The sequence below is a fragment of the Streptomyces sp. NPDC017448 genome (genome assembly GCF_044330565.1).
Lineage (GTDB): Bacteria > Actinomycetota > Actinomycetes > Streptomycetales > Streptomycetaceae > Streptomyces.
In genome coordinates, this window is sequence record NZ_JBIRLM010000015.1 from 145,992 (window position 1) to 167,188 (window position 21,197).

At 74.7% G+C, this 21,197-nt stretch carries 18 protein-coding genes; 8 read left to right on the top strand and 10 right to left on the bottom strand.

Annotated features, from left to right (window positions below; translation table 11 throughout):
* The first annotated feature begins 30 nt into the window (after positions 1 to 30).
* A complete protein-coding gene (locus ACH4K1_RS23625) occupies positions 31 to 765 on the top strand; it encodes an ABC transporter permease (RefSeq protein ID WP_398091285.1) in 735 nt (244 codons plus the stop codon).
* Positions 766 to 885: 120 nt separating this feature from the next.
* Here the strand turns inward: ACH4K1_RS23625 and ACH4K1_RS23630 are convergent, their stop codons facing one another.
* Together ACH4K1_RS23630 and ACH4K1_RS23635 are read right to left on the bottom strand one after the other, a co-directional pair.
* Entirely contained in the window at positions 886 to 1,548 is a 663-nt protein-coding gene (locus tag ACH4K1_RS23630; protein ID WP_228992872.1) for an HAD-IA family hydrolase, read from the bottom strand.
* Between the two features lie 285 nt (positions 1,549 to 1,833).
* Entirely contained in the window at positions 1,834 to 3,003 is a 1,170-nt protein-coding gene (locus tag ACH4K1_RS23635; protein ID WP_398091287.1) for a peptidoglycan-binding protein, read from the bottom strand.
* Positions 3,004 to 3,189: 186 nt separating this feature from the next.
* Between ACH4K1_RS23635 and ACH4K1_RS23640 the strand changes: the two genes are divergently transcribed.
* On the top strand, positions 3,190 to 5,289 hold the full coding sequence (locus tag ACH4K1_RS23640; RefSeq protein WP_398091288.1) for a DHA2 family efflux MFS transporter permease subunit: 2,100 nt from the start codon (positions 3,190 to 3,192) through the stop codon (positions 5,287 to 5,289).
* 80 nt (positions 5,290 to 5,369) lie between these two features.
* Here ACH4K1_RS23640 and ACH4K1_RS23645 read toward each other — a convergent pair whose 3' ends face one another.
* The gene (locus ACH4K1_RS23645; RefSeq protein WP_398091290.1) at positions 5,370 to 5,858 is read right to left on the bottom strand and encodes a GNAT family N-acetyltransferase; all 489 of its coding nucleotides are present in this window, start codon (positions 5,856 to 5,858) and stop codon (positions 5,370 to 5,372) included.
* A 70-nt stretch (positions 5,859 to 5,928) separates the two neighbouring features.
* On the opposite strand from ACH4K1_RS23645, the gene ACH4K1_RS23650 reads away from it, so the two are divergent.
* Together ACH4K1_RS23650 and ACH4K1_RS23655 are read left to right on the top strand one after the other, a co-directional pair.
* Complete coding sequence (locus ACH4K1_RS23650) at positions 5,929 to 7,071, top strand: serpin family protein (protein ID WP_398091343.1); 1,143 nt, start codon at positions 5,929 to 5,931, stop codon at positions 7,069 to 7,071.
* A 160-nt stretch (positions 7,072 to 7,231) separates the two neighbouring features.
* On the top strand, positions 7,232 to 9,379 hold the full coding sequence (locus tag ACH4K1_RS23655; RefSeq protein ID WP_398091292.1) for a bifunctional glycosyltransferase 87/phosphatase PAP2 family protein: 2,148 nt from the start codon (positions 7,232 to 7,234) through the stop codon (positions 9,377 to 9,379).
* A gap of 218 nt (positions 9,380 to 9,597) precedes the next feature.
* On the opposite strand, the gene ACH4K1_RS23660 is transcribed toward ACH4K1_RS23655, so the two are convergent.
* The 6 genes from ACH4K1_RS23660 to ACH4K1_RS23685 all read right to left on the bottom strand — a co-directional run bounded on the left by ACH4K1_RS23660 (position 9,598) and on the right by ACH4K1_RS23685 (position 16,399).
* The gene (locus ACH4K1_RS23660; protein WP_398091293.1) at positions 9,598 to 10,545 is read right to left on the bottom strand and encodes an ECF transporter S component; all 948 of its coding nucleotides are present in this window, start codon (positions 10,543 to 10,545) and stop codon (positions 9,598 to 9,600) included.
* On the bottom strand, positions 10,542 to 12,314 hold the full coding sequence (locus ACH4K1_RS23665) for an ABC transporter ATP-binding protein (protein WP_398091295.1): 1,773 nt from the start codon (positions 12,312 to 12,314) through the stop codon (positions 10,542 to 10,544). Before ACH4K1_RS23665 ends, ACH4K1_RS23660 begins: the two co-directional genes overlap by 4 nt.
* The gene (locus tag ACH4K1_RS23670; RefSeq protein ID WP_398091296.1) at positions 12,311 to 13,477 is read right to left on the bottom strand and encodes an energy-coupling factor transporter transmembrane protein EcfT; all 1,167 of its coding nucleotides are present in this window, start codon (positions 13,475 to 13,477) and stop codon (positions 12,311 to 12,313) included. Before ACH4K1_RS23670 ends, ACH4K1_RS23665 begins: the two co-directional genes overlap by 4 nt.
* Positions 13,474 to 14,199 (bottom strand): SCO2322 family protein, encoded by a 726-nt coding sequence (locus tag ACH4K1_RS23675; protein ID WP_398091298.1) that lies wholly within the window; start codon positions 14,197 to 14,199, stop codon positions 13,474 to 13,476. Before ACH4K1_RS23675 ends, ACH4K1_RS23670 begins: the two co-directional genes overlap by 4 nt.
* A complete protein-coding gene (locus ACH4K1_RS23680; RefSeq protein WP_398091299.1) occupies positions 14,196 to 15,446 on the bottom strand; it encodes a prenyltransferase/squalene oxidase repeat-containing protein in 1,251 nt (416 codons plus the stop codon). Before ACH4K1_RS23680 ends, ACH4K1_RS23675 begins: the two co-directional genes overlap by 4 nt.
* 341 nt (positions 15,447 to 15,787) lie before the next feature.
* Complete coding sequence (locus tag ACH4K1_RS23685) at positions 15,788 to 16,399, bottom strand: TetR family transcriptional regulator (protein WP_398091344.1); 612 nt, start codon at positions 16,397 to 16,399, stop codon at positions 15,788 to 15,790.
* A 263-nt stretch (positions 16,400 to 16,662) separates the two neighbouring features.
* On the opposite strand from ACH4K1_RS23685, the gene ACH4K1_RS23690 reads away from it, so the two are divergent.
* The 3 genes from ACH4K1_RS23690 (at position 16,663) to ACH4K1_RS23700 (ending at position 19,839) form a co-directional block, all read left to right on the top strand.
* Positions 16,663 to 17,967: a glycosyltransferase family 4 protein gene (locus ACH4K1_RS23690; RefSeq protein WP_398091300.1), complete on the top strand. Its 1,305-nt coding sequence runs from the start codon at positions 16,663 to 16,665 to the stop codon at positions 17,965 to 17,967.
* Positions 17,968 to 18,037: 70 nt separating this feature from the next.
* Positions 18,038 to 18,769 (top strand): class I SAM-dependent methyltransferase, encoded by a 732-nt coding sequence (locus ACH4K1_RS23695; RefSeq protein WP_398091302.1) that lies wholly within the window; start codon positions 18,038 to 18,040, stop codon positions 18,767 to 18,769.
* Positions 18,766 to 19,839 carry a prenyltransferase gene (locus ACH4K1_RS23700; protein ID WP_398091305.1) on the top strand — a complete coding sequence of 358 codons (1,074 nt, stop codon included), beginning with the start codon at positions 18,766 to 18,768 and terminating at the stop codon, positions 19,837 to 19,839. The genes ACH4K1_RS23695 and ACH4K1_RS23700 overlap by 4 nt, the downstream gene beginning before the upstream one ends.
* Positions 19,840 to 19,920: 81 nt before the next feature.
* Here the strand turns inward: ACH4K1_RS23700 and ACH4K1_RS23705 are convergent, their stop codons facing one another.
* Positions 19,921 to 20,214 (bottom strand): hypothetical protein, encoded by a 294-nt coding sequence (locus tag ACH4K1_RS23705; RefSeq protein ID WP_398091306.1) that lies wholly within the window; start codon positions 20,212 to 20,214, stop codon positions 19,921 to 19,923.
* 146 nt (positions 20,215 to 20,360) lie between these two features.
* Here ACH4K1_RS23705 and ACH4K1_RS23710 point away from each other — a divergent pair, with 146 nt between their 5' ends.
* Positions 20,361 to 21,140: a maleylpyruvate isomerase family mycothiol-dependent enzyme gene (locus tag ACH4K1_RS23710; RefSeq protein ID WP_398091307.1), complete on the top strand. Its 780-nt coding sequence runs from the start codon at positions 20,361 to 20,363 to the stop codon at positions 21,138 to 21,140.
* The last annotated feature ends 57 nt before the right edge of the window (positions 21,141 to 21,197 follow it).

The window sequence follows — 21,197 nt, forward strand, 5'->3', positions numbered from 1 at the left end:
GCGCGGCGCCCGCGGCTCTATCGTGGCCGCGTGCTGCTTCCGGCCTCCGTCACGCTCGGTGTCGTCCTCGCCGTCCTGCTGGTCCTCGCCGCCGCCGTCGCCGCGTGGGCCTCACTGGGGCGGTCGCGCGAGATCCTCGTCGCCGGGGCGCGGGCGGCGGCCCAACTCGCCGCCGTCTCCCTGCTCATCGGCTGGGTGGTCCGCTCCCCGGCGCCGTTCCTCGGGTTCGTGGCGCTGATGTTCGGCGTGGCGGTGTGGACCGCCGGCCGCCGGATCACCGGCAACCGCACCTGGCGCTGGGCGGCCGTACCCATCGGTGCGGGGGTGCTGCCCGTGGTCGGAGCGCTGTTGCTCGCCGGGCTCGTGCCGGTCCAGGGCCTGGTGGTCATCCCGGTGGCGGGCATCCTCATCGGCGGAGCGCTCACCGCGACCGTGCTCGGCGGCCGGCGCGCCCTGGACGAACTCGCCGGGCGGCACGGGGAGGTGGAGGCGGGCCTGGCCCTCGGACTGCTCGAACGGGACGCGCGGCTGGAGATCGTACGGCCTGCGGCGTCGGACGCGTTGCTGCCCGGCCTCGATCAGACCCGGACGGTCGGTCTGGTCACCCTGCCCGGCGCGTTCGTGGGCATGCTGCTGGGCGGCGCCTCGCCCGTGGAGGCGGGCGCGGCGCAGCTGTTCGTCCTGGTGGCGCTGATGGCGGTGCAGGCGGTGGCCGTCGCGGCCGTCCTGGAACTGGTCGCCCGCGGGCTGCTGCACCGGGACTGAGTCCGCCGGGAAGGCCGGGCATCCGGCGCGGCAGGGGGACGGACGCACGGACGAGCCCCCGGCCCGGGTGCGGTCCGGGGCGGGGGCTCGCGGGTGGCGGCCGGATGGCGGCCGGGTGGATCAGCGCTCGTCGACGTGCAGGCGGATCGTGCCGTCCCCGGCCGCCTCCACCCGTACTCGCGTCAGGTCCTCCACGTGGACGTCGGGTGCGAGGGCCGCGGCGCGCGGGCCGACGCCCACGACGCGCATGCCCGCCGCCCGGCCCGCCGCGATGCCGGCCTCGGAGTCCTCGAACACGATGCAGTCCGCCGCGTCGAAGCCCAGCTCCGCCGCGCCCTTGAGGAAGCCCTCGGGGTCCGGCTTGCTGGCGGACACCTGCTCGGCGGTGACGCGCACGGCGGGCATCGGCAGCGCGGCGGCGCCCATCCGGGCGCTCGCGAGCGCGGAGTCGGCGGAGGTCACCAGTGCGTGCGGCAGTCCGGCGATCGCTGCCATGAACGCGGGCGCTCCGCCGACCGGTACGACGCCGTCGACGTCGGCGGTCTCCCGGGCGAGCATCACCCGGTTGTCCGCGTAGTTCTCCTCCATCGGCCGGTCGGGGAGCAGGACGGCCATCGTGGCGTACCCCTGGCGGCCGTGCACCACCTTGAGCGCGGCCTCCGGGTCCAGCCCGTGCTCGACCGCCCACTGCCGCCAGCAGCGCTCCACCACCGCGTCGGAGTTCACGAGGGTGCCGTCCATGTCCAGCAGGAGGGCGTGAGCGGTGAGGACGGTGGCCGGCATCGGCTGCTCCAGAACGCGGGGGAGGTGTGCGATCAAGCCCGGGTGCTCGCGGTGCGTCGCGAGGGTGTGCGGGCGGTGAGGGGGGTGGTGCGCGGGGCCGCACGGGCGCCGCACCTCCGTGGGAGGTACGCCGTGCGGGGACAGAGCAACCCCCGCCCGCCGGTCAGGGAGTGCGGGCGGGAGCCACTTTGTTCCATCACGATACAAAAACCGGGGCCGGAACGCCAATCCCCCCGCCCGATTGGTGCGGGCGGGGGGACCGGCGGCCGGGTCGGAGGCGCGGTGTCAGCGGTGGCCGGGCCGGCCCCCGCTCGTCTGCTCCTCCAACCGGCTCCGGGTGTGGGGCCCGTACACGCCTGTCGGGTCGCCGTGGACGCCCATGTACGACTGGTAGAACGCCACGGAGTACGCCACGCGGTCGGTGTAGTGCCCGTCGGAGGGCCCGGCGTAGAGCCATGTCCCGATCTGCCGGAGCCGGTTCTGCAACTCGACGACCTGCGGCCCCCGGTCGCCGGGCCGCAGCGTCGTGGCGGCGATCCCCGCCGGGGGTGGATCGGCCGTCGGGGCCGGAGCCGGGGCGCCGCCGCCCGGGGCGGGTGATCCGCCGAGCCCCGGCGACGCGGGGGAGGGGGCGGAGGCGGTCGGCGCGGGCTTCCGGGTCTTCGTCGCAGAGGCGGACGCGGACGGCGACGCGGACGGCGTGGCGGACGGCGTGGCCGACGCGGACGGCGTGCGGGACGGAGCGGCCGAGGCGGAGGGGGACGGGGACGGGGCTACCGACGCGGCCGGTTCGTCCCGCACGCCGTCCGGGACGCTCCGGGTGATCTCCGGCAGCGCCTCGTCCGCACTCTCCTCCGCGCCGCCGAACAGGCCTCCGGCGAAGGCCGCCGTACCGACCACCGCGGCCACCGCCGCGCCCGCCGCGACGGCCGCGAAGGGACGCCTGCGGCGCGGCTGCACGGGATCGGGGCCGAGGCCGGAGGCGGGGACCGCGCCCCCCGTGCGCCTGCGGACTCCCCCCGCCTCCGGGTACACCGCCCCGGAGGGGTCGTACGCCCCGTACGCCTCGGAGGAGCTGCGGACCCCAGGGGTCCCGGAGGGGTCGTACGCCCCGTACGCCGCGGAGGAGCCGTGAACCCCGGAGGAGTCGAGGGCCCCGTACGCCTCGGAGACTCCGTACGCCCCGGGGGCCTCCGAGGCTTCGTACGCCCCGGAATCCTCGGAAGCCGGACCGCTGTCCGCCAGCGTCACGTACGGGCGGATGCGCAGCGGGTCGAAGTCCTCGGCCGCCGCCATCTCCGCCGTACGGGCCGCGCGGCGGTCCTCGTGGGCCGCGCGCCGCTCGTCCGGCGTGAGCGGGCCCGTGCCCGCCTCGCACCGGCACGGCATCCGGTGCTCCGTGCCGGGCTCCCCGGCCTTCCGTCTGCCGCACTCCGAGCATGCGTGTCCGGTCATCGTGGTCCCCTCCCTTGAACTGCCTGCGATTATGCAGCCCGCCCCGGGGAACCCCAACGGCCCGCCGGGGGTACGGCGGGGCGGGATGCGGGGCACGACCAGCTTTCGGCAGGCCATAACAGGGCAAAACGTTCAGGATGGGGTGTAGCGGATCATCGCGTCCAGCGGATCGAGGAGACGACGCCCATGGCCCAGCAGCTGAGCCCGCCGCCTGCGGCCCCCGGTCAGGGCCAGTCCCGCCGAGGCGTCCTCGTAGCGATCGGAGCCCTGCTCCTCGGCATGCTGCTCGCGGCACTCGATCAGACGATCGTCTCCACCGCGCTCCCCACCATCGTCAGCGAGCTGGGCGGGCTCGACCACCTGTCCTGGGTGGTGACCGCCTATCTGCTGGCCGCCACCGCGGCGACCCCGCTCTGGGGCAAGCTCGGCGACCAGTACGGCCGCAAGAAGCTCTTCCAGACCGCGATCGTGATCTTCCTGATCGGCTCCGTGCTCTGCGGAGTCGCCCAGGACATGCCCCAGCTCATCGGCTTCCGGGCCCTCCAGGGGCTGGGCGGCGGCGGACTCATGGTGCTGTCGATGGCGATCGTCGGCGACCTCGTCCCCCCGCGCGAACGCGGCAAGTACCAGGGCCTCTTCGGCGCGGTCTTCGGGGTGACGAGCGTCCTCGGCCCGCTCCTCGGCGGTTTCTTCACCGAGCACCTCAGCTGGCGCTGGGTGTTCTACATCAACCTGCCGGTCGGCGTCGTCGCCCTCGTCGTCATCGCGGCCGTCCTGCGCATCCCGGTCCGCCGCGAGAAGCACGTCATCGACTACCTCGGCACCTTCCTCATCGCGGCCGTCGCGACCGGCCTGGTGCTCGTCGCCTCCCTCGGCGGTACGACGTGGGCCTGGGGCTCCCCGCAGATCATCGGGCTGGCCGTGCTCGCCGTCGTGCTGCTGGCGGCCTTCATCGCCGTCGAACGCCGCGCGGCCGAACCCGTGCTGCCGCTGAAACTGTTCCGGGTCCGGACCTTCAGCCTGGTCGCCGTGATCAGCTTCGTCATCGGCTTCGCCATGTTCGGCGCGATGACCTACCTGCCGACCTTCCTCCAGGTGGTCCACGACATCACCCCGACCATGTCCGGCGTGCACATGCTGCCGATGGTGCTCGGCCTGCTGATCACCTCCACCGGCTCCGGCCAGATCGTCAGCCGGACCGGCCGCTGGAAAGTCTTCCCGCTCCTCGGCACCGCCCTCACCGCCGGCGGTCTCCTGCTGCTCCACCAGCTCGACGAGAACAGCTCGACCTGGCTGATGAGCGCCTACTTCTTCGTCTTCGGCGCCGGTCTCGGCCTCGTGATGCAGGTGCTCGTCCTGGTGGCCCAGAACTCCGTCGCCTACCAGGACCTGGGGGTCGCCACCTCCGGGGCGACCTTCTTCCGGTCCATCGGCGCCGCGTTCGGCGTGGCCGTCTTCGGGACCGTCTTCACCAACCGGCTGACCGGGCAGCTGACGGACGCGCTCGCCGGGCAACCGCTGCCGCCGGGCGTCGACGCGGGGCGGCTGGCCGCCGACCCCCGGGCCATCGGAGAGCTCCCCGCCGACCTGCGGCCCTCCGTGCTGAGCGCGTACTCCACCTCCATCACCGACGTCTTCCTGTACGCCGCCCCGGTCGTCCTGCTGGCCTTCGTCCTCGCCTGGTTCCTCCGCGAGGACAAGCTCCGGGGCTCCGTGACCACCCCCGACACCAGCCAGACCTTCGCCTCCAACCCCGTCCAGCGCTCCTCGTACGACGAGTGCGCCCGCGCCCTGTCGGTGCTCGCCACGCGGGAGGGGCGCCGCGAGATCTACGAGAAGGTCACCGCGCGGGCCGGGTACGACCTCCTGCCCGCCGCGAGCTGGCTGCTCCTGCGGATCAGACGGCACGGGATGGTCGAACCCTCCCGCCTCGCGGAGACCGCCCCCGTACCGATCCACGTCATCACCGACGCGGCCCGGCAGGTCGAGGAGCGGGGGCTGGCCCGCCGGGAGGGCCTGCAGATGGTCCTCACCGAGGCGGGGGGCGAGGCGGTCGTCCGGCTCTCCCAGGCCCGTGAGGACTCCCTCGCCGAACTCCTCGGCGACTGGTGGGGGCCCGAGCGGCCCACCGACCTGACGGCCCTCGTCAAAGAACTGACCGCCGAAGTCAGCGGTTCGACCGCGGAACGCCCCCACTCCCCGGCGCCTCCCCGCGACCACGAGGCCCATCTGCGCCATGCCGAACGCGCGGAACAGGCCGGGCGCGACCGTCCGGACGCACCCTGACGCCCCGACGCACCCGGCCGCCCGGACGCACCCTGAGGTCACCGCCGAGAGCTCCGCCCCGCCCGCCCCGCGGGCCCTTCTCACAGCTCCTTCGCGAACCAGCGCTCCGCGTACGGGTTGCGGCGGTGGAACGCCGGAACCTCCCGGTAGCCGTGCTTCGCGTACAGGCCGCGCGCCTCGACCAGGTCGTGGCGGGTGTCCAGCCGCAGCAGCCGTACGCCGCACGCCCGCGCCGCCTCCTCCACCGCGGCCAGCAGCACACCGCCGCCGCCCGTGCCCCGGAACGCCGGGCGCACGTACACCCGGGTCAGCTCCGCCGTACCCGGTTCGGCGGCCTCCGTCAGCACCAGCCCGGCGCAGCTCGCCGCCTCGCCCCCGTACCGGCCGACGACGAACCGTCCGGTCGGCGGAGCCAGCAGGTCGGCCCCGTCGTCGTCGAGCCCCTCCGCGATCTCCTCGGCGGTCGCGGGCCGCTGCCAGTAACGGCTCGCGACCTCGTCGTAGTAGTCCCGGCGCAGGGCGCTCGCGTCGGGGGAGTCGAAACGTTCGGGGGCTACGGTCCACGTCATGTGCGGCATTCTCATCGCCGTACGGCCGAACCACGACGTCATTTATGTGTAGGGGGCAGTAGTGAGTGATGTGCCTGTGACCGGAGCGGTGTCCGCGGCATCCGCGACCGGGGCGATCCAGCACCTCGCCGAACGGTGGATACGGGACGGCATGGCCGCCGGGGCGGACCGGGGCCCGAGCGGCGACCGGGCCGGCGGCTTCGTCTGCTCGCCCGCCGGACTGTGGCTCGCCCTGGCCGCCGTCGCCGCCGGGGCGCGCGGCGCGACCGCCGCCGAACTGCGGGACCTCCTGGGCACCGCGGACCGGGAGGCCGCACCGGCCGTCACGGCGGTGGCCCGCGAGCTGGCCCGGACCGGGGCGCTGGGCGTCGCCACCCGGGTCTTCAGCCGGGTACCCGTCCACCGCGCGTACCGGGAGGCCCTGCCGGACGTCCCCTTCGCCCCGATGGACCCGGCGGCCGTCGACGCCTGGGTGCGCGAGGCGACCGGCGGGCTGATCGAGCGGCTGCCGCTGGAGATCACCGACGACATCCTGCTCGCGCTGGTCAACGTCCTCGCCCTCAAGGCCCGCTGGGAATCGCCGTTCGAGGGATGGCTGACCCGGGACCGGCCGTTCACCGACGCGTCCGGGACGGCCGTCCAGGTGCCGACCATGGCCAAGTCCGTGCCGCTCCCCGACGCCTGGACGGTCGGCGGGACGTACGTCGTCGAGCTGCGGTGCGCCCCGGAGGCGGACGGCGCACCCGGGGCCCGGGTCCGGTTCGTCCTGGGGGAGCCGGGAGACGGGGCCGACCGGGTGCTGCCCGCGGGCTGGGCGCCCCGGGGCTCGGGCGTTCCGCTGGACGCCGACCGGGTCACCATCGGGCTGCCCCGGCTGGCGCTGCGGACGCGGGTGCCGGTCACAGGCCAGCTCGACGCCCTCGGGGTCCGGCTGGCCCTGACCGACCACGCGGACTTCTCCGGTCTCTCCCCCGAGCCCCTCCGCATCTCCGACGTCGTCCAGGAGGCCGTACTGAAGATCGCCGAGGAGGGGGTGGAGGCCGCGGCCGTGACCGTGGTCGCCATGCCCCGGGCGGGTTCCGCGCCTCGCCCGGAGCGGGTGGAGCACATCGCCTTCGACCGGCCCTTCGGCATCGTCGTGCTGGCCGGAGCCGACGACGTGCCCCTGTTCGCGGCGTGGCAGGCGGACGCCCCCGCCGGACCGGCCGCCTGAGCCCGGCCCCCGCCCCCCGAGGACCCGGCGCCGGGGAGGACCGGTCGGCCTTCCGGACGGGGAGCGGGATGACAGTCAGGCAAAGAGGGGGTTGATTGTGTCTACCTCATAGGGCAATGCGAGGCTTCATCCCGCGTGGCCCCACTCGAAGGGGCGATGCATGGAACGGTGGGAGGGTCGGCGCAGCGTGGTGAATGCGGATCACAGTGTGCGCGGGGACGCGGCGGCGGAGACGGGAGCGGCGGGGAGCGGACCGGTCCGGGCCCTGCTCTGGCTGGTCGTCGCCGCGCTGGCGGTACGGCAGGTGGCGGCGGTGCTCCGGCAGCCACCGGGGGAACGGCTCCTCGATCTGGAGACCTGGATCGGGGAGGAGGGCGTCCTGCACGTGGCGGGTTCGCTGTACGACGGCGGCCGGTTCACCGGCACGCCCTTCGCCGGCCTCGTCCTCAAGCCCCTCACCGCCTCGGCCCAGCAGGCCCTGGGCGTCGCCTGGACGTTCGGTTCCCTGCTGCTCGTCGTCGCCCTCGGCGTCGTCGCGGCCCGGGCGCTGCCCTCCCCGGTGGGCCGCCGCACGGCCCTGCTCGCGGCCCCCGTCGCGATCGGCCTGTTCCTGCTGTCGCTGCCGGTCCGCAACGCCCTGCACCTGGGCCAGACGAGCATCCTGCCCGTCCTGCTGGTGCTGCTGGCCTGGTTCGCCGTCCGGGAGCAGCGGGCGGCGGGCGTCCTCGTCGGGATCGCCGCCGCCTTCCAGCCGGTCCTGCTCCTCTTCGCCGTCCTCCTCCGGCTGACCGGCCGGCGGCAGGCGTCGGTGGGCGCGGGGATGACGTTCGCCCTCGCCACGGCCGCCGCGTGGGCCGCCGCGCCGAAGGACTCGTGGACGTACTGGGTGCACCATCTCGCGGGCGCCGGGCTGGGGGAGCGACCGGACAGCCTGGCCAACCAGTCCCTGCACGGGGCGCTGCTCCGGCTCGGCCTCGAAGGCCCCCCGGAGATCGCCCTGTTCCTGGTGCTCGCCGCCGCCGTGACGGTCCTCGGGCTGCGGCGCGCGGTGCGGTACGCGCGGGACGGTCAGGTGCTCCTCGCGGTGGCCGTGACCGGCTGCGTCGTGGTCGCCGTCTCGCCGACCGCCTGGCAGCACCAGCTCCTGTGGGTGCTCCTCGCCGTCGTCGGCCGCGTCGGCAAACGGGCCTCCGACCGGCTGGTCTGGCCGTCCGTGGTGGTCCTGGCCGTCACCCTGCCGGGGACGATGCTGCTGCCCAACATCGAGCCGCTCATCCCGGTACGCGACAACGTGCTGCTGCTCGTGGCGCTCGGCGCGGCCTGCCTCGCCCCGTTCCTGCCCCGCACCTCGCCGTACTGGCAGCACCCGGTCCCCACCGACTACGCGAAACCGGTCGCGGCGCGCTGGAGACGGGTGCCGCTCCTGCCGTTCTGGCGCCGGGTCCTCACCCGCCCCAACCTGCTGCTGGAACTCCTGCTCATCCGGGTGGTCTACGACGCCTACGCCCAGGTCCGCCTCGCCGCCAGGGCGGGACGCCCGCTCGCCGAGGAGCACGGCCGCCAGATCCACGCCGTCGAGCAGTGGCTGCACATCGACATCGAGCACTGGGTCAACCACACGGTCGTCCGGATCGACTGGCTGCGCGAGTTCTTCGACTACTACTACCTGACCTTCCACTTCATCGTCCCGCTGACGATCCTCGGCGTGCTGTACGCGCGCCGCCCCGCCGACTACCGCTGGGTCCGCTCCTCCATCGGCTTCGCCACGCTGCTCGCGCTCGTCGGCTTCTGGCTCTACCCCCTGGCCCCGCCCCGGCTCATGCCCGGCCTCGGGTTCATCGACACCGTCCACGGGGTGCAGGACTTCGCCAAGCCCGACTACGGGACGCTGACCACCGTCACCAACCAGTACGCGGCGATGCCGTCGCTGCACTTCGGCTGGTCGCTGTGGTGCGGGGTGGTCATCGTGATGCTGGCCCCGAAGCTGTGGATGAAGGCGCTCGGGCTGCTGCACCCGCTCTTCACGATCGTGGCGATCGTGGCCACCGCCAACCACTGGGTGCTCGACGCGGCGGGCGGCGCCCTCGTCGTCTCGCTGGGCTTCGGGCTGACGTACCTGCTGTCGGGGCCGCGGAGGCTGGTGACCGGCGAGGAGCGGACCACCGAGGAGGAGCGGACCACCGAGGAGAAGGACGGGAAGCCGGCGGCGGCGAAATCCGCGGGAACGGAACCGGCGCAGCCCGCCGTGCCGGCCGAGCCCGCCCTCGTACCGGAACGCGAACCGGTGGAGAAGCTCGCGGGCACCTAGCGGACGGCGAACGGGGGCGCGGGAGCCCGCACGGCCGGAACGGCGCCCGCCCCCACCGGAGCGGGCGCCGCAGACCGAAGGGGTGCCGGGGAGGCGTCGACCGCCCCGGCACCCCTTCGGCGTGGATCGCCGCGTCCGTCCATCCTCCGCCCGCCCGGCCCCCGCCGCCACTCGGGACCGGCCCGGAGCGCGCGACCGGGGTCAGGCCGCCGCCGTGGTCACCCGGAGCCGCTCGAACCCGTCGCGCCGGGCCGAACACGGCCGCCGGGGCCTCCTCCCGCGGTCCTCGCAGCGGAGGTCCCGGCCTCCTCCGGCGTCCCGGCCCCTTCCCACCCCTCGGGCTCCCCGAACGTCGCGCGCGCGTCGAAGGCGGCGCGGCGGGTGGCCCGGCGCAGCGCCCTGAGCAGCGTCGGGCCGACCGTGAGGGTCAGCACCACCGACAGCAGCGCCCGCCCCAGGTCCCAGCCCAGCGAGGTCGCCGCGCAGTAGGCGAGGAACCGCACCAGGTTCTCGTGGAGCGGGTCGTTCTCGTCATAGGAGATCCCCGATCCGAGACCTTGGAGGAGCGGCCAGCCCTGCAGGTTCATCACCGTGCCGTAGGCGAACGACGCCACGCACCCGTACGCCGCCAGCATCGCCGTCTCGGCCCGCCCGCGCAGCCGGTCCGCCCCCGGCAGCAGCCCCGCCCCCATGGTGAACCAGCCCATCGACAGCATCTGGAACGGCATCCACGGCCCGACCCCGCCCGTCAGCAGCGCCGAGGCGAACATGGTCACCGAGCCGAGCACGAAACCGAACCCGGGCCCGAGGACCCGGCCGCTCAGCACCATCAGGAAGAACATCGGCTCCAGCCCCGCCGTACCGGCCCCGAGCGGGCGCAACGCCGCCCCCACCGCCGCCAGCACGCCGAGCATCGCGACGGCCTTCGCGTCCATCCCGGACTCCGAGATCGTCGCCACGACCACCGCGATCAGCAGCGGCAGCAGCGCCGCGAACAGCCAGGGCGCGTCCTTCGCGTGCGCCAGCCCGGACCCGGCGTCCGTCAGCAGCGGCCACCCGAACGCGACCACGCCGACGGCCCCGATCAGCACCAGCACGGCCACCGACTTCGGCCCGAGCCGTACCGGGCGGGCCGCCCGCCCCGCTGCGCCCGTCGTCCCGTTCACGCTCCCGCCTCCAGCGCCGCGCGCACCTGGGAGACGGTCAGCCACTCCTGCGGGGCCAGGATCTTCGCCGTCTGCGGGGCGAAGGCGGGCGAGGAGACCACCACCTGCCCGGTCGGGCCGTCCGCGACGACCTCCCCGTCGGCGAGGATCACCACCCGGTGCGCCAGTTCCGCCGCCAGCTCCACGTCGTGCGTCGCCAGGACGATCGCGTGCCCCTCGGCCGCCAGGGAGCGCAGGACGCCGACGAGCCGGGCCTTCGCCGCGTAGTCCAGGCCGCGCGTCGGTTCGTCCAGCAGCAGCAGCGGTGGCCGGCCCGTCAGCACCAGCGCCAGGGCCAGGGCGAGCCGCTGGCCCTCCGACAGGTCCCGGGGGTGGGTGTCGTCCGCGACCCCCGGAACCAGCTCGGACACCAGCGCCCGGCACGTACCCTCCGCCGCACCGGCGTCCCGGTCGGCGGCGGCGCACTCGGCGGCCACCGTGTCCGCGTACAGCAGATCGCGCGGCTCCTGCGGCACGAGGCCGACCCGGCGCACCATCGTCCCCGGGTCCGTCCGGGCGGGGGCCAGGCCGCCGACCCGCACGGTGCCCGCGGTGGGTTCGACCATCCCGACGAGGGCCCCGAGCAGTGTGGACTTGCCGGCCCCGTTGCGGCCCATCAGGGCCACCGTCTCACCCGGGGCCACGGTGAGCGACACCCGCCGCAACGCCTCGACCCGCTCGCGCCGCACCCCGAGCCCCCTCACCCGGGTGACCGGGTCGGCGGTGGGCGGGACGGCGGACCCCTCGCGGCCGCGGGAGCTTTCCGTACGGTCCCGGTCCCGGCCCAGCAGACGGGCGAACCGGCCCGGCCGCGCCCGCTCCCCGGCGGGCGGAACCGACGGCTCCGGCTCCGGCTCCGGGGCGAGGGGCCTCGGCCCCGGGACCCGGGGGGCGGCCCCGGGGGCGGGCGCCGCCCCTGCCAGCCGCTCCCGCAGCCCGTCGGCGGCGCGCCGGGCGTCGCGCACCGACAGGGGCAGCGGATCCCAGTCGGCCAGCAGGCCCAGCTCGGCGACCGGCGGCCGGACCGGCGACACCTTCATGATCGCGGCGGGCGGTCCCATCACCGGGGGAGCGCCCGGCGCGGGCAGCAGGACGACCTGGTCCGCGTACTGCACCACCCGCTCCAGCCGGTGCTCGGCCATGAACACGGTGGTGCCCAGGTCGTGGACCAGCCGCTGGAGCACCGCCAGGACCTCCTCGGCCGCCGCCGGGTCCAGGGCGGAGGTCGGTTCGTCGAGCACCAGCACCTTCGGGTGCGTGGTGAGCACCGAACCGATCGCCACCCGCTGCTGCTGACCGCCCGACAGGGTCGCGATGGGCCGGTCGCGCAGGTCGGCCAGGCCCAGCAGATCGAGCGTCTCCTCGACCCGGCGCCGCATCACGTCCGGGTCCAGACCGAGCGACTCCATGCCGTACGCCAGCTCGTCCTCGACCGTGTCCGTGACGAAGTGGGCGAGCGGGTCCTGGCCGACCGTCCCGACCAGGTCGGCCAGCTCACGCGGCTGGTGCGTACGGGTGTCGCGCCCGCCCACCGTGACCCGCCCGGAGAGCAGCCCGCCCGTGAAGTGCGGGACGAGCCCCGAGACCGTACCCAGCAAAGTCGACTTGCCGACACCCGAGGGGCCGACGAGCAGCACGAGTTCTCCCTCGGGGACGGTGAGGTCGACCCCGGACAGGGTGGGGCGCTCCGAGCCCTCGTAGCGCACGGAGACCCGTTCGAACGTGATCACGCCTGCTCCTTGCTGCGATGCGGTCCTTCGGCTGCCCGGGACGACGGCGGTACGGGGGCGACCAGCGCGGGCAGCAGGCCGATCAGCACCGCCGCCGCGGGCCACAGCGGCAGCACCGGCGCGGTCAGCGGCACGACGCCCGGGTGCAGCGCCTCCGGATCGACCGCGCCCGCCCAGATCATCGCCGCCGCGACCACCGCCCCCGAGGACGCCACCAGCCGGGCCCGCGCCCCCCACCGGTCCGGCCGGTAGCGGGTCCGCACCGAGCGCCGCCCGCCGAGCCGCAGCCCGGCCGTCGCCGCGACCAGCCCGGCCAGCAGCAGCGGCAGCCCGTACACCGCGCCCTCAGCGGCCAGCAGCCCGTACGTGCCGGCGCACACCCCGAGCATCCCGCCCAGCGTCAGCACGTTCGTGGTGTACCGGACGGCGGCCGGGACCTCGGCGGTACGCCCGTACCCGCGTGCGTCCATCGACGCGGCCAACGCCACCGACCGCTCCAGCGCGCCTTCCACCACCGGCAACCCGATCTGCGCCACCGCCCGCACGCCCCCGGTCGGCCGGCCCCGCAACCGGCGCGCGTACCGCAGCCGGGCCACGTCGGCCACCATGTTCGGCGCGAACGTCATGGCGACCACGACGGCGACCCCCGCCTCGTACAGCGCACCGGGCAGCGACTTCAGCAACCGCGCCGGGTTGGCCAGCGCGTTGGCCGCGCCGACGCAGATCAGCAGGGTGGCCAGCTTCATCCCCTCGTACAGCGAGTGCGTCAGCTGCTCGGCGGTGACCCGGCCGCCGATCCGCACACCCTGCGCCCAGTCGGGCAGCGGCAGTTCGGGCAGGGTCAGCACGGTGTGCGTACCGGGGATCGACGAGCCGAGGAAGACGGAGAACAGCAGCCGCACCGCCACGACGAACAGCCCGATCCTGACGAACGCCCCGTACGAGCGCGCCCACGGCGCGTCCGTGCGCCGTGCCGCCACCACGTACCCGGTCACCCCCACCAGCAGCCCGAGCACCAGCGGGTTGGTCGTCCGGGACGCGGCGGTGGCCAGCCCCAGCGCCCACAGCCACCACGCCCCGGCGGGCAGCGCGTTGGAGCGGTCCGCCTCGGGGGCGCGCAGGGCGCGGCGCAGCAGCCGGGCCGGGACGGGGGAGCCGGTCACCGGCGGCGGCGGGCCTGGACCACGGCGGCGACGCCCAGCAGCAGAATGGCGCCGAGCCCGACGAGGAGCCCGGCGGACGGGCCGCCGTCCGCGTCGCCGCCCTCCCCGGTCGTCTTCACGGGGGAGGCCGCCCCCGCGGGGGCGGACGGCTTCGCGCTGCCGGCGTCGCCGGAGACCTGTTCGCCGCAGCCCGCCTTCGGGTAGCCGGAGATGGCGCAGAGCATGGCGCTGCCGTCGTACCGCAGCGGCTTCGCCACCGCCGCGAGCGCCTCCGCGCTGCTGGCGTCCGGCGCGACCTGCGCGCAGGCCGCGCGCGGGGCGGGCGGCTCCTCCCCGCCCGGGGCGTCCGCCGCCGTGCCCGGGTCGATCACCAGCGCCACCCGCTTGGCGCCGTCCTTCGCCGGGGTGCCCGCGCAGACCGCCCCGAAGTCCGGGGCGCGGCGCGGCTGCGCGGCCTCGCCCGCGTCCTCGCTCACGGCGAACCGGAAGCCCTGGACGGAGCCGTCGTCCGGGCGCAGGAGGGCCGGCCCCTGCGTGGCGTACTCCCAGTTCTCGCCGTTGCCCTGCCAGAAGGACCAGTAGCGGTACCCGGCGGCCTCGGCGCTCCCCGCGCCGCCCAGCAGGACGGCGGAGGCGGCGACGAGGGCGGCGAGCAGCACGACGAGAGGGCTGCGCAGCCGCGCCGGGACCGCGGCGGCCGCCGGGCGGGACCGGGACCTCACGGCTGCTGCTTCTTCCGGCCCATGCTGAGCAGGAAACCGATACCGGTGCCGACGAGCAGTCCGATGCCGATCAGCCACCCCAGGCTCAGCCCGCTGTCGTCGCTGCCGGTGCCGCTGGAGGGCTGCGGACCGGTCGGGGTGGGCGAGGGGAGGGCGGTGGCGGCCGGGGAGGGCCCCATCCCGTTGAGCTGCTTGACGAGGTCGACGCCGCCGAAGCGGCGGGCGTCCGCCCCGGTGGCGTGCGCCGCGAGGATCAGCTGCGCGGTGGCGGCCGGACCGCCCGCCTTCGACCAGCCGGTGGCGTTCTTCTCCAGCCAGGCCACGGACGCCTCGGCCTTGTCCTTGTGCCCGGAGGCGGCGAGAGCGACGACCGCGTCGGCGGTGTTGCCGTAGTCGGGCTGCGGTGCGGTCTCCTCCGCGCCCGGCATCGGGGGCTGCTCCAGATACGGCTTCTTCTTCAGCGTCTCCGCGAGGAAGAACGCGCCGTTCTGGGCGCTCTGCTCGGGGGCGAGGTCGTCGCCCTTCGTGCAGACGGGGTCCTTGACCGCGTTGGACGTGCCGGAGGCGATGCCCTTGCCCATCAGGCCGAGCACGGAGGCCGCGGTGGCGTCGAGGTTGGCGGTCAGCTCGCCCTTCTTGCCCGGCTGGTAGGCGAACGCCCCGCCGTCCTCGTCCCCGCACGGGAGGGCGAGGGACTGGAGGGCGGTGTACGGGGTGTTGCCGTCGGGGGTGGTGACCTCGTTGATCGGGACGCCGGTCCGGGCCAGGGCGCCGACCACGATGGACGTCGAGTTCGCGTCGCTCGGGCTGCCGGGGTTGTAGCCCCAGCCGCCGTCCTCGTTCTGCACGGACTTGAGCCAGTCGGCCCCGTTGTTGGCGTCCTCGCGGTGCTGGTTGATCTCGACGAGGGCCTGGACGGCGACGGCGGTGGCGTTGGTGTCCATCACCGTCGAGGCGTCGCACGGCTCGGAGGCGTCCCGGTACGAGGTGAACGCGCCGCTGTCGCACTGCTGGCCCACCAGCCAGTCCACCGCCTGCGTCGACGGCGTGACGTACTCGATCTTCTGCGCGAGGAAGGCCAGCGACTGCCGCCACACCCCGTCGTAGGCGGGGTCGGTGGTGCCGTAGAGCCCGGCAGGCAGTTCCGCGGACGGGGAGGGGCCCGGTGCGGCGACCGCTGCGGGGGCGGCCGCGCCCAGGAGCACGGCGGTGGTCGCGAGCGCGGCTGCGCTGCGGCGTACGGTCATGGCTGGCTGGGCCTCTCCTGCGAGGGCCGGACTCCGCGGACGCACGGGGGCGCCGGGCTCCGGCCCCGTATGCCTCGACGGTGCCGGCCACCGGGGTTCCGGTGGCCCGAGCCGGTCACGCTCCGCGGAGGGCGGTCCGGCTGCCGTCGGGCGGACGGGTCACGGCTGGGGCGCTCAGCCGGAGTGGCCCCGGCTTCCCCCTGTACGGGCATGATGACGACCTGCCCACTCTACCGGTCCGTAGGGGAGGGGCCGGGGGCCGCTCGGCGGGGTACGCCGCCGGGGCCGGCGGGAAGGCCGGTCGGCACGCAGCCCCGGGGCGGGCGCCGTCCGTCGGGCGCTCAGCCCCGCACCGGCTCAGCCGTCAGGTCGATGAGGCGGCAGACCGTTTCGATGTCGGTCTCGACCTGGGCGATCGAGGCCCGCCCCGAGAGCCAGGTGATCAGGGCCGAGTGCCAGGTGTGCTCGATGACCCGGACCGCGGAGAGCTGGTCCGGGGTCGGGTGCTCCAGGCCCGTCGCGTCCAGGATGATCGCCGTCGTGAGCCGGGAGACCGTCTCCACCTCGGGGCTCACGCCGCGGTCCGCGAAGGTGAGGGCGCGGACCATGGCGTCCGCCAGGTGCGGTTCGCGTCGCAGGGCGCGGAAGGCGCGCATCAGGACCTCGGCCACCCGCTGAGCCGCGTCGTCCCCGGCCGGGGGGCGTTCGCGGAGCGTGGTGCGCAGCTGCTGGAGCTGGTCCTGCATGGTCGCCACCAGGAGATGGATCTTGGAGGGGAAGTAGCGGTAGAGGGTGCCCAGCGCGACCCCGGCGGCCTCGGCCACCTCCCGCATCTGCACCGCCTCGAACCCGCCCCGGCCGGCCAGCTGCGCACCGGCGTGCAGGATGCGGCGGCGGCGGGCCTCCTGGCGCTCGGTCAGCGCAGGCGCTGCCGGTCTGGCGTCCGCGGTCATGCTGCCCCCGATCACGATCCACGATCCATGGCTTGATCCACCCGGACGGGCGAAACGGGCCGTCCGGGCGCGCACAGCATGCCAGGGGCGTCCGCCGTGGCACGAATCACCTGATCCGGCCTCTCCGCCGACGCTACCTGCCGGTAGATTCGATGCACGTCGAGCGATCAAGTAGGAAGCTTGTCCCAGCAAGTTTGAAACTTGTTCTAGATTAGCGCGACCGGTTACGCTCCGGCGAACATGGAGTCAGAAGGGGGCCGAGTGTGACCGCTGAGGCCGTAGAGACGGGCCCCCGCACGGGCGACGGCGCCACCGCCGACCGGCCGTTGCGCATCGCACTCCTCACCTACAAGGGCAACCCGTTCTGCGGCGGCCAGGGCGTGTACGTCCGCCACCTCAGCCGGGAGTTGGCCCGCCTGGGCCACAGCGTCGAGGTGATCGGCGCGCAGCCCTACCCGGTGCTCGACGAGGGCGTCCCGCTCACCGAGCTGGCGAGCCTGGACCTCTACCGGCAGCCGGACCCGTTCCGCACGCCGAAGCGCGGCGAGTACCGGGACTGGATCGACCTCGCCGAGGTCGCCACCATGTGGACCGGCGGCTTCCCCGAACCCCTCACCTTCAGCCTCCGCGCCCGCCGCCATCTCCTCGCCCGGCGCGGCGAGTTCGACGTCGTCCACGACAACCAGACCCTCGGTTACGGACTCCTCGGAGACCTCGGGGCCCCGCTGGTGACGACGATCCACCACCCCATAACCGTCGACCGCAGGCTCGACCTGGCGGCCGCGACCAGCCGCCGCCGACGCGCCTCCGTGCGCCGCTGGTACGCCTTCACCCGCATGCAGAAGCGGGTCGCCCGCAAGCTGGACACCGTCCTCACCGTCTCCGGCTCCTCGCGCGACGAGATCATCGAGGACCTCGGCGTACGCCAGGACCGGATCAGCGTCGTCCACATCGGCGCCGACACCGACCTGTGGTCGCCCGACCCCTCCGTCGCCGAGGTGCCGGGGCGCATCGTCACCACCTCCAGCGCCGACGTCCCCCTCAAGGGCCTCGTCCACCTCGTCGACGCGCTCGCCAAGCTCCGCACCGGCAACCCCGACGCCCACCTCGTCGTCGTCGGCAAGCGCGCCGAGGACGGGCCGGTCGCCCGGGCGATCGAGCGGCACGGACTCACGGACGCCGTCCGGTTCGTCAAGGGGATCAGCGACGCCGAACTGGTCGACCTCGTACGCAGCGCCCAGGTCGCCTGCGTGCCCTCGCTGTACGAGGGCTTCTCGCTGCCTGCCGCCGAGGCCATGGCCACCGGCACCCCCCTCGTCGCCACCACCGGCGGCGCGATCCCCGAGGTCTCCGGCCGCGACGGGGAGAGCTGCCTCGCCGTGGCCCCCGGCGACCCCGACGCGCTGGCCGGGGCGCTGGCCCGGCTGCTGGAGAGCCCCGAACTGCGCGCCCGGCTCGGCGCCGCCGGGCGCGAACGGGTGCTGGCCAACTTCACCTGGGCCCGGGCGGCCGCCGGAACGGCCGAGCTGTACCGTCGGGCGATCGCCGCCCGCGGAGTCCGCAGGTGACCGCGGGCCCCCGGACCCCCGTCCACCCGCGCACCGCCACCCGTACCTCCGACCTCGAAGGCAGGCCCCCGTGCTGACCGTCGACTTCACCCGCTTCCCGCTCGCCCCCGGCGACCGAGTGCTCGACCTGGGCTGCGGTGCCGGCCGGCACGCCTTCGAGTGCTACCGGCGCGGAGCGCAGGTCGTCGCCCTCGACCGGAACGGCGAGGAGATCCGCGAGGTCGCCACGTGGTTCGCCGCGATGAAGGAGGCCGGGGAGGCCCCCGAGGGCGCCACCGCCACCGCGATGGAGGGCGACGCCCTCAACCTCCCCTTCCCCGACGACTCCTTCGACGTCGTGATCATCTCCGAGGTCATGGAGCACATCCCGGACGACAAGGGCGTCCTCGCCGAGATGGTCCGGGTCCTCAAGCCGGGCGGCCGCATCGCCATCACCGTCCCGCGCTACGGCCCCGAGAAGATCTGCTGGAGCCTCTCCGACGCCTACCACGAGGTCGAGGGCGGCCACATCCGCATCTACAAGGCCGACCAGCTCCTCGCCCGCATCCGCGAGGCCGGGCTCAAGCCGTACGGCACCCACCACGCCCACGCCCTGCACTCGCCCTACTGGTGGCTCAAGTGCGCCTTCGGCGTGGACAACGACCGTGCGCTGCCGGTGCGGGCGTACCACAAGCTGCTGGTCTGGGACATCATGAAGAAGCCGCTCGCCACGCGGGTCGCCGAACAGCTCCTCAACCCGGTCGTCGGCAAGAGCTTCGTCGCCTACGCCACCAAGCCGCACCTTCCGAAGGCCGCGGCGTGAGCACCCCCGAGCAGACCGAACACCTCGTCCTGCCGGGCGTCCTGACGGCGGATCAGGCCGCCGAGACGGTCGCGGCGCTCGCCGCCGTGCAGCGGGAGGACGGGGCGCTGCCCTGGTTCCGGGGACACCACCTCGACCCGTGGGACCACACCGAGGCCGCCATGGCGCTGGACGCGGCCGGCGAGCACGAGGCCGCCGCCCGCGCCTACGCGTGGCTCGCCCGCCACCAGAACCCGGACGGCTCCTGGTACGCGGCCTACCACGACGGCGACCCGCACCGGCCCACCGACCGGAGCCTGGAGAGCAACTTCGTCGCGTACGTGGCCGTCGGCGTCTGGCACCACTACCTCGCCACCGGGGACGAGGCGTTCGTCGACCGGATGTGGCCCACGGTCTTCGCCGCCGTCGAGTTCGTGCTGCGACTCCAGCAGCCCGGCGGGCAGATCGGCTGGAAGCGGGAGCCGGACGGCACACCCGTGGACGACGCGCTGCTCACCGGCTCCTCCTCGATCCACCAGGCGCTGCGCTGTGCGCTGGCCATCGCCGAGCTGCGCGAGGAGCCGCAGCCCGACTGGGAGTTGGCGACCGGAGCGTTGGCGCACGCGATCCGCAGCCACCCCGAGCGCTTCCTCGACAAGGCCCGCTACTCGATGGACTGGTACTACCCGGTCCTCGGCGGCGCGGTCACCGGCGCCGCGGCCACCGCCCGCATCCAGGAGGGCTGGGACCGTTTCGTCGTCCCCGGCCTCGGGGTGCGCTGCGTGCTGCCCAACCCCTGGGTGACCGGCGGCGAGAGCTGCGAACTGGCCCTCGCTCTCTGGATGACGGGGGAGTCCGACCGGGCGCTGGAGATCCTCCAGTCGATCCAGCACCTGCGCGCCGAGGGCGGGCTGTACTGGACGGGGTACGTCTTCGAGGGCAACCGGGCTTTCTGGCCCGAGGAGTTGACCACCTGGACGGCGGGCTCGCTGCTGCTCGCGGTGGCCGCGCTCGGGGGGGACGAGGCGACCACCGCGGTCTTCGGGGGCGAGCGGCTTCCGGTCGGCCTGGAGCCGGACTGCTGCCGCTGAACACCGCCCGGGGCGGGCCCGGTTCACGCGGGACCGCGTAGGCCCGCCGCCCGGGCCGGACCCGCCCCGGGCGGGTCCGGTTCAGCCGCGGCGCAGACGGCCCGCCACGGCGTGCCCGATGAAGAGGTAGACGGCGGCGGCGAGACCGTAACCGGCGACGACGTTCGCCCACGCCCGGTCGAACGTGAACAGGTCGTACGACCAGCCCGCCAGCGTGCGGGCCGCGTCGTGCACCCACTGCACGAAGTCGTTGCTCCGGTTGGCGTCCAGCAGGTACATCACGATCCAGAGGATGATGACGAAGGCCAGGATGTCGGCCACGACGGCGATGACACGCGCCGCTGAACTGCTTCCTGAACGGGTTCTGGGAGACATGGAACTCTGGTTGCCGCTTTACGCAGAGTGAAACCCGGGCGGGTGGGGCGGTCGCGGGGAGGGCCGGTGGCGTTGTCCCGTCGAGGTGATCGCCCGGCGCGTTATCCGGATGATCGCTCCGGGGGCCGCCGGATAAGGTGCGCCGCATGACGCTTCTCTCCTATGACCGCTACTGCGACGAGATCCTCGCCCAGACCGACGCCCTGCGCGCGGTGCTGACCGGCGCGGACCTCACCGCGACCGTCCCCACCTGCCCCGACTGGACCCTGCGGGAGCTGGCCGTGCATGTCGGCGGCGCACACCGCTGGGTCGGTGAGATCGTCCGCACCCGGGCCGCCGAGGACGTTCCCGAGGAGAAGGTGCCCGGCGCCGCCGGGCCGGAGGGCGACGACCCGGCCGCGCTGGACGCCTGGCTGGCCGAGGGGGCGGCGGCCACCGTCGCCGCACTGCGGGAGGCGGGCCCGGACGCCGAGGTGTGGGCCTGGGCGTGGGAGCGGCGGACGGCGTTCTGGGCGCGGCGTATGACGCACGAGACCGCGGTACACCGGGCCGACGCGGCGCTCGCCGCCCGCGCCCCGTACACGGTGGCCCCCGATGTGGCCGCCGACACCATTGAGGAGTGGCTGCGCATCGTCTCCTTCGCCCAGGAGAACGGCGACCCGGAGGCGGACGAACTGCGGGGCGGTGGGCGCTCGTTGCACCTGCACGCCACCGACGTCCCCGGCGCGGAGTGGCTGATCGAGTTCGGCGACGACCGCTTCACCTGGCGGCGCGCGCACGAGAAGGCGACCGTCGCGCTGCGCGGTTCGCTCACCGACCTGATGCTCGTCTTCAACCGACGCCTGGAGCCCACCAGTTCGCGGGTGGAGGTGCTCGGCGACGCAGCCCTCCTGGACTTCTGGCTGGACCGCTCCTCCTTCGGCTGAGCCGGCGGCGGGAACCCTGACGCCGGGCGGTCGCAGGGCCCTGCCGACCGGGACCGC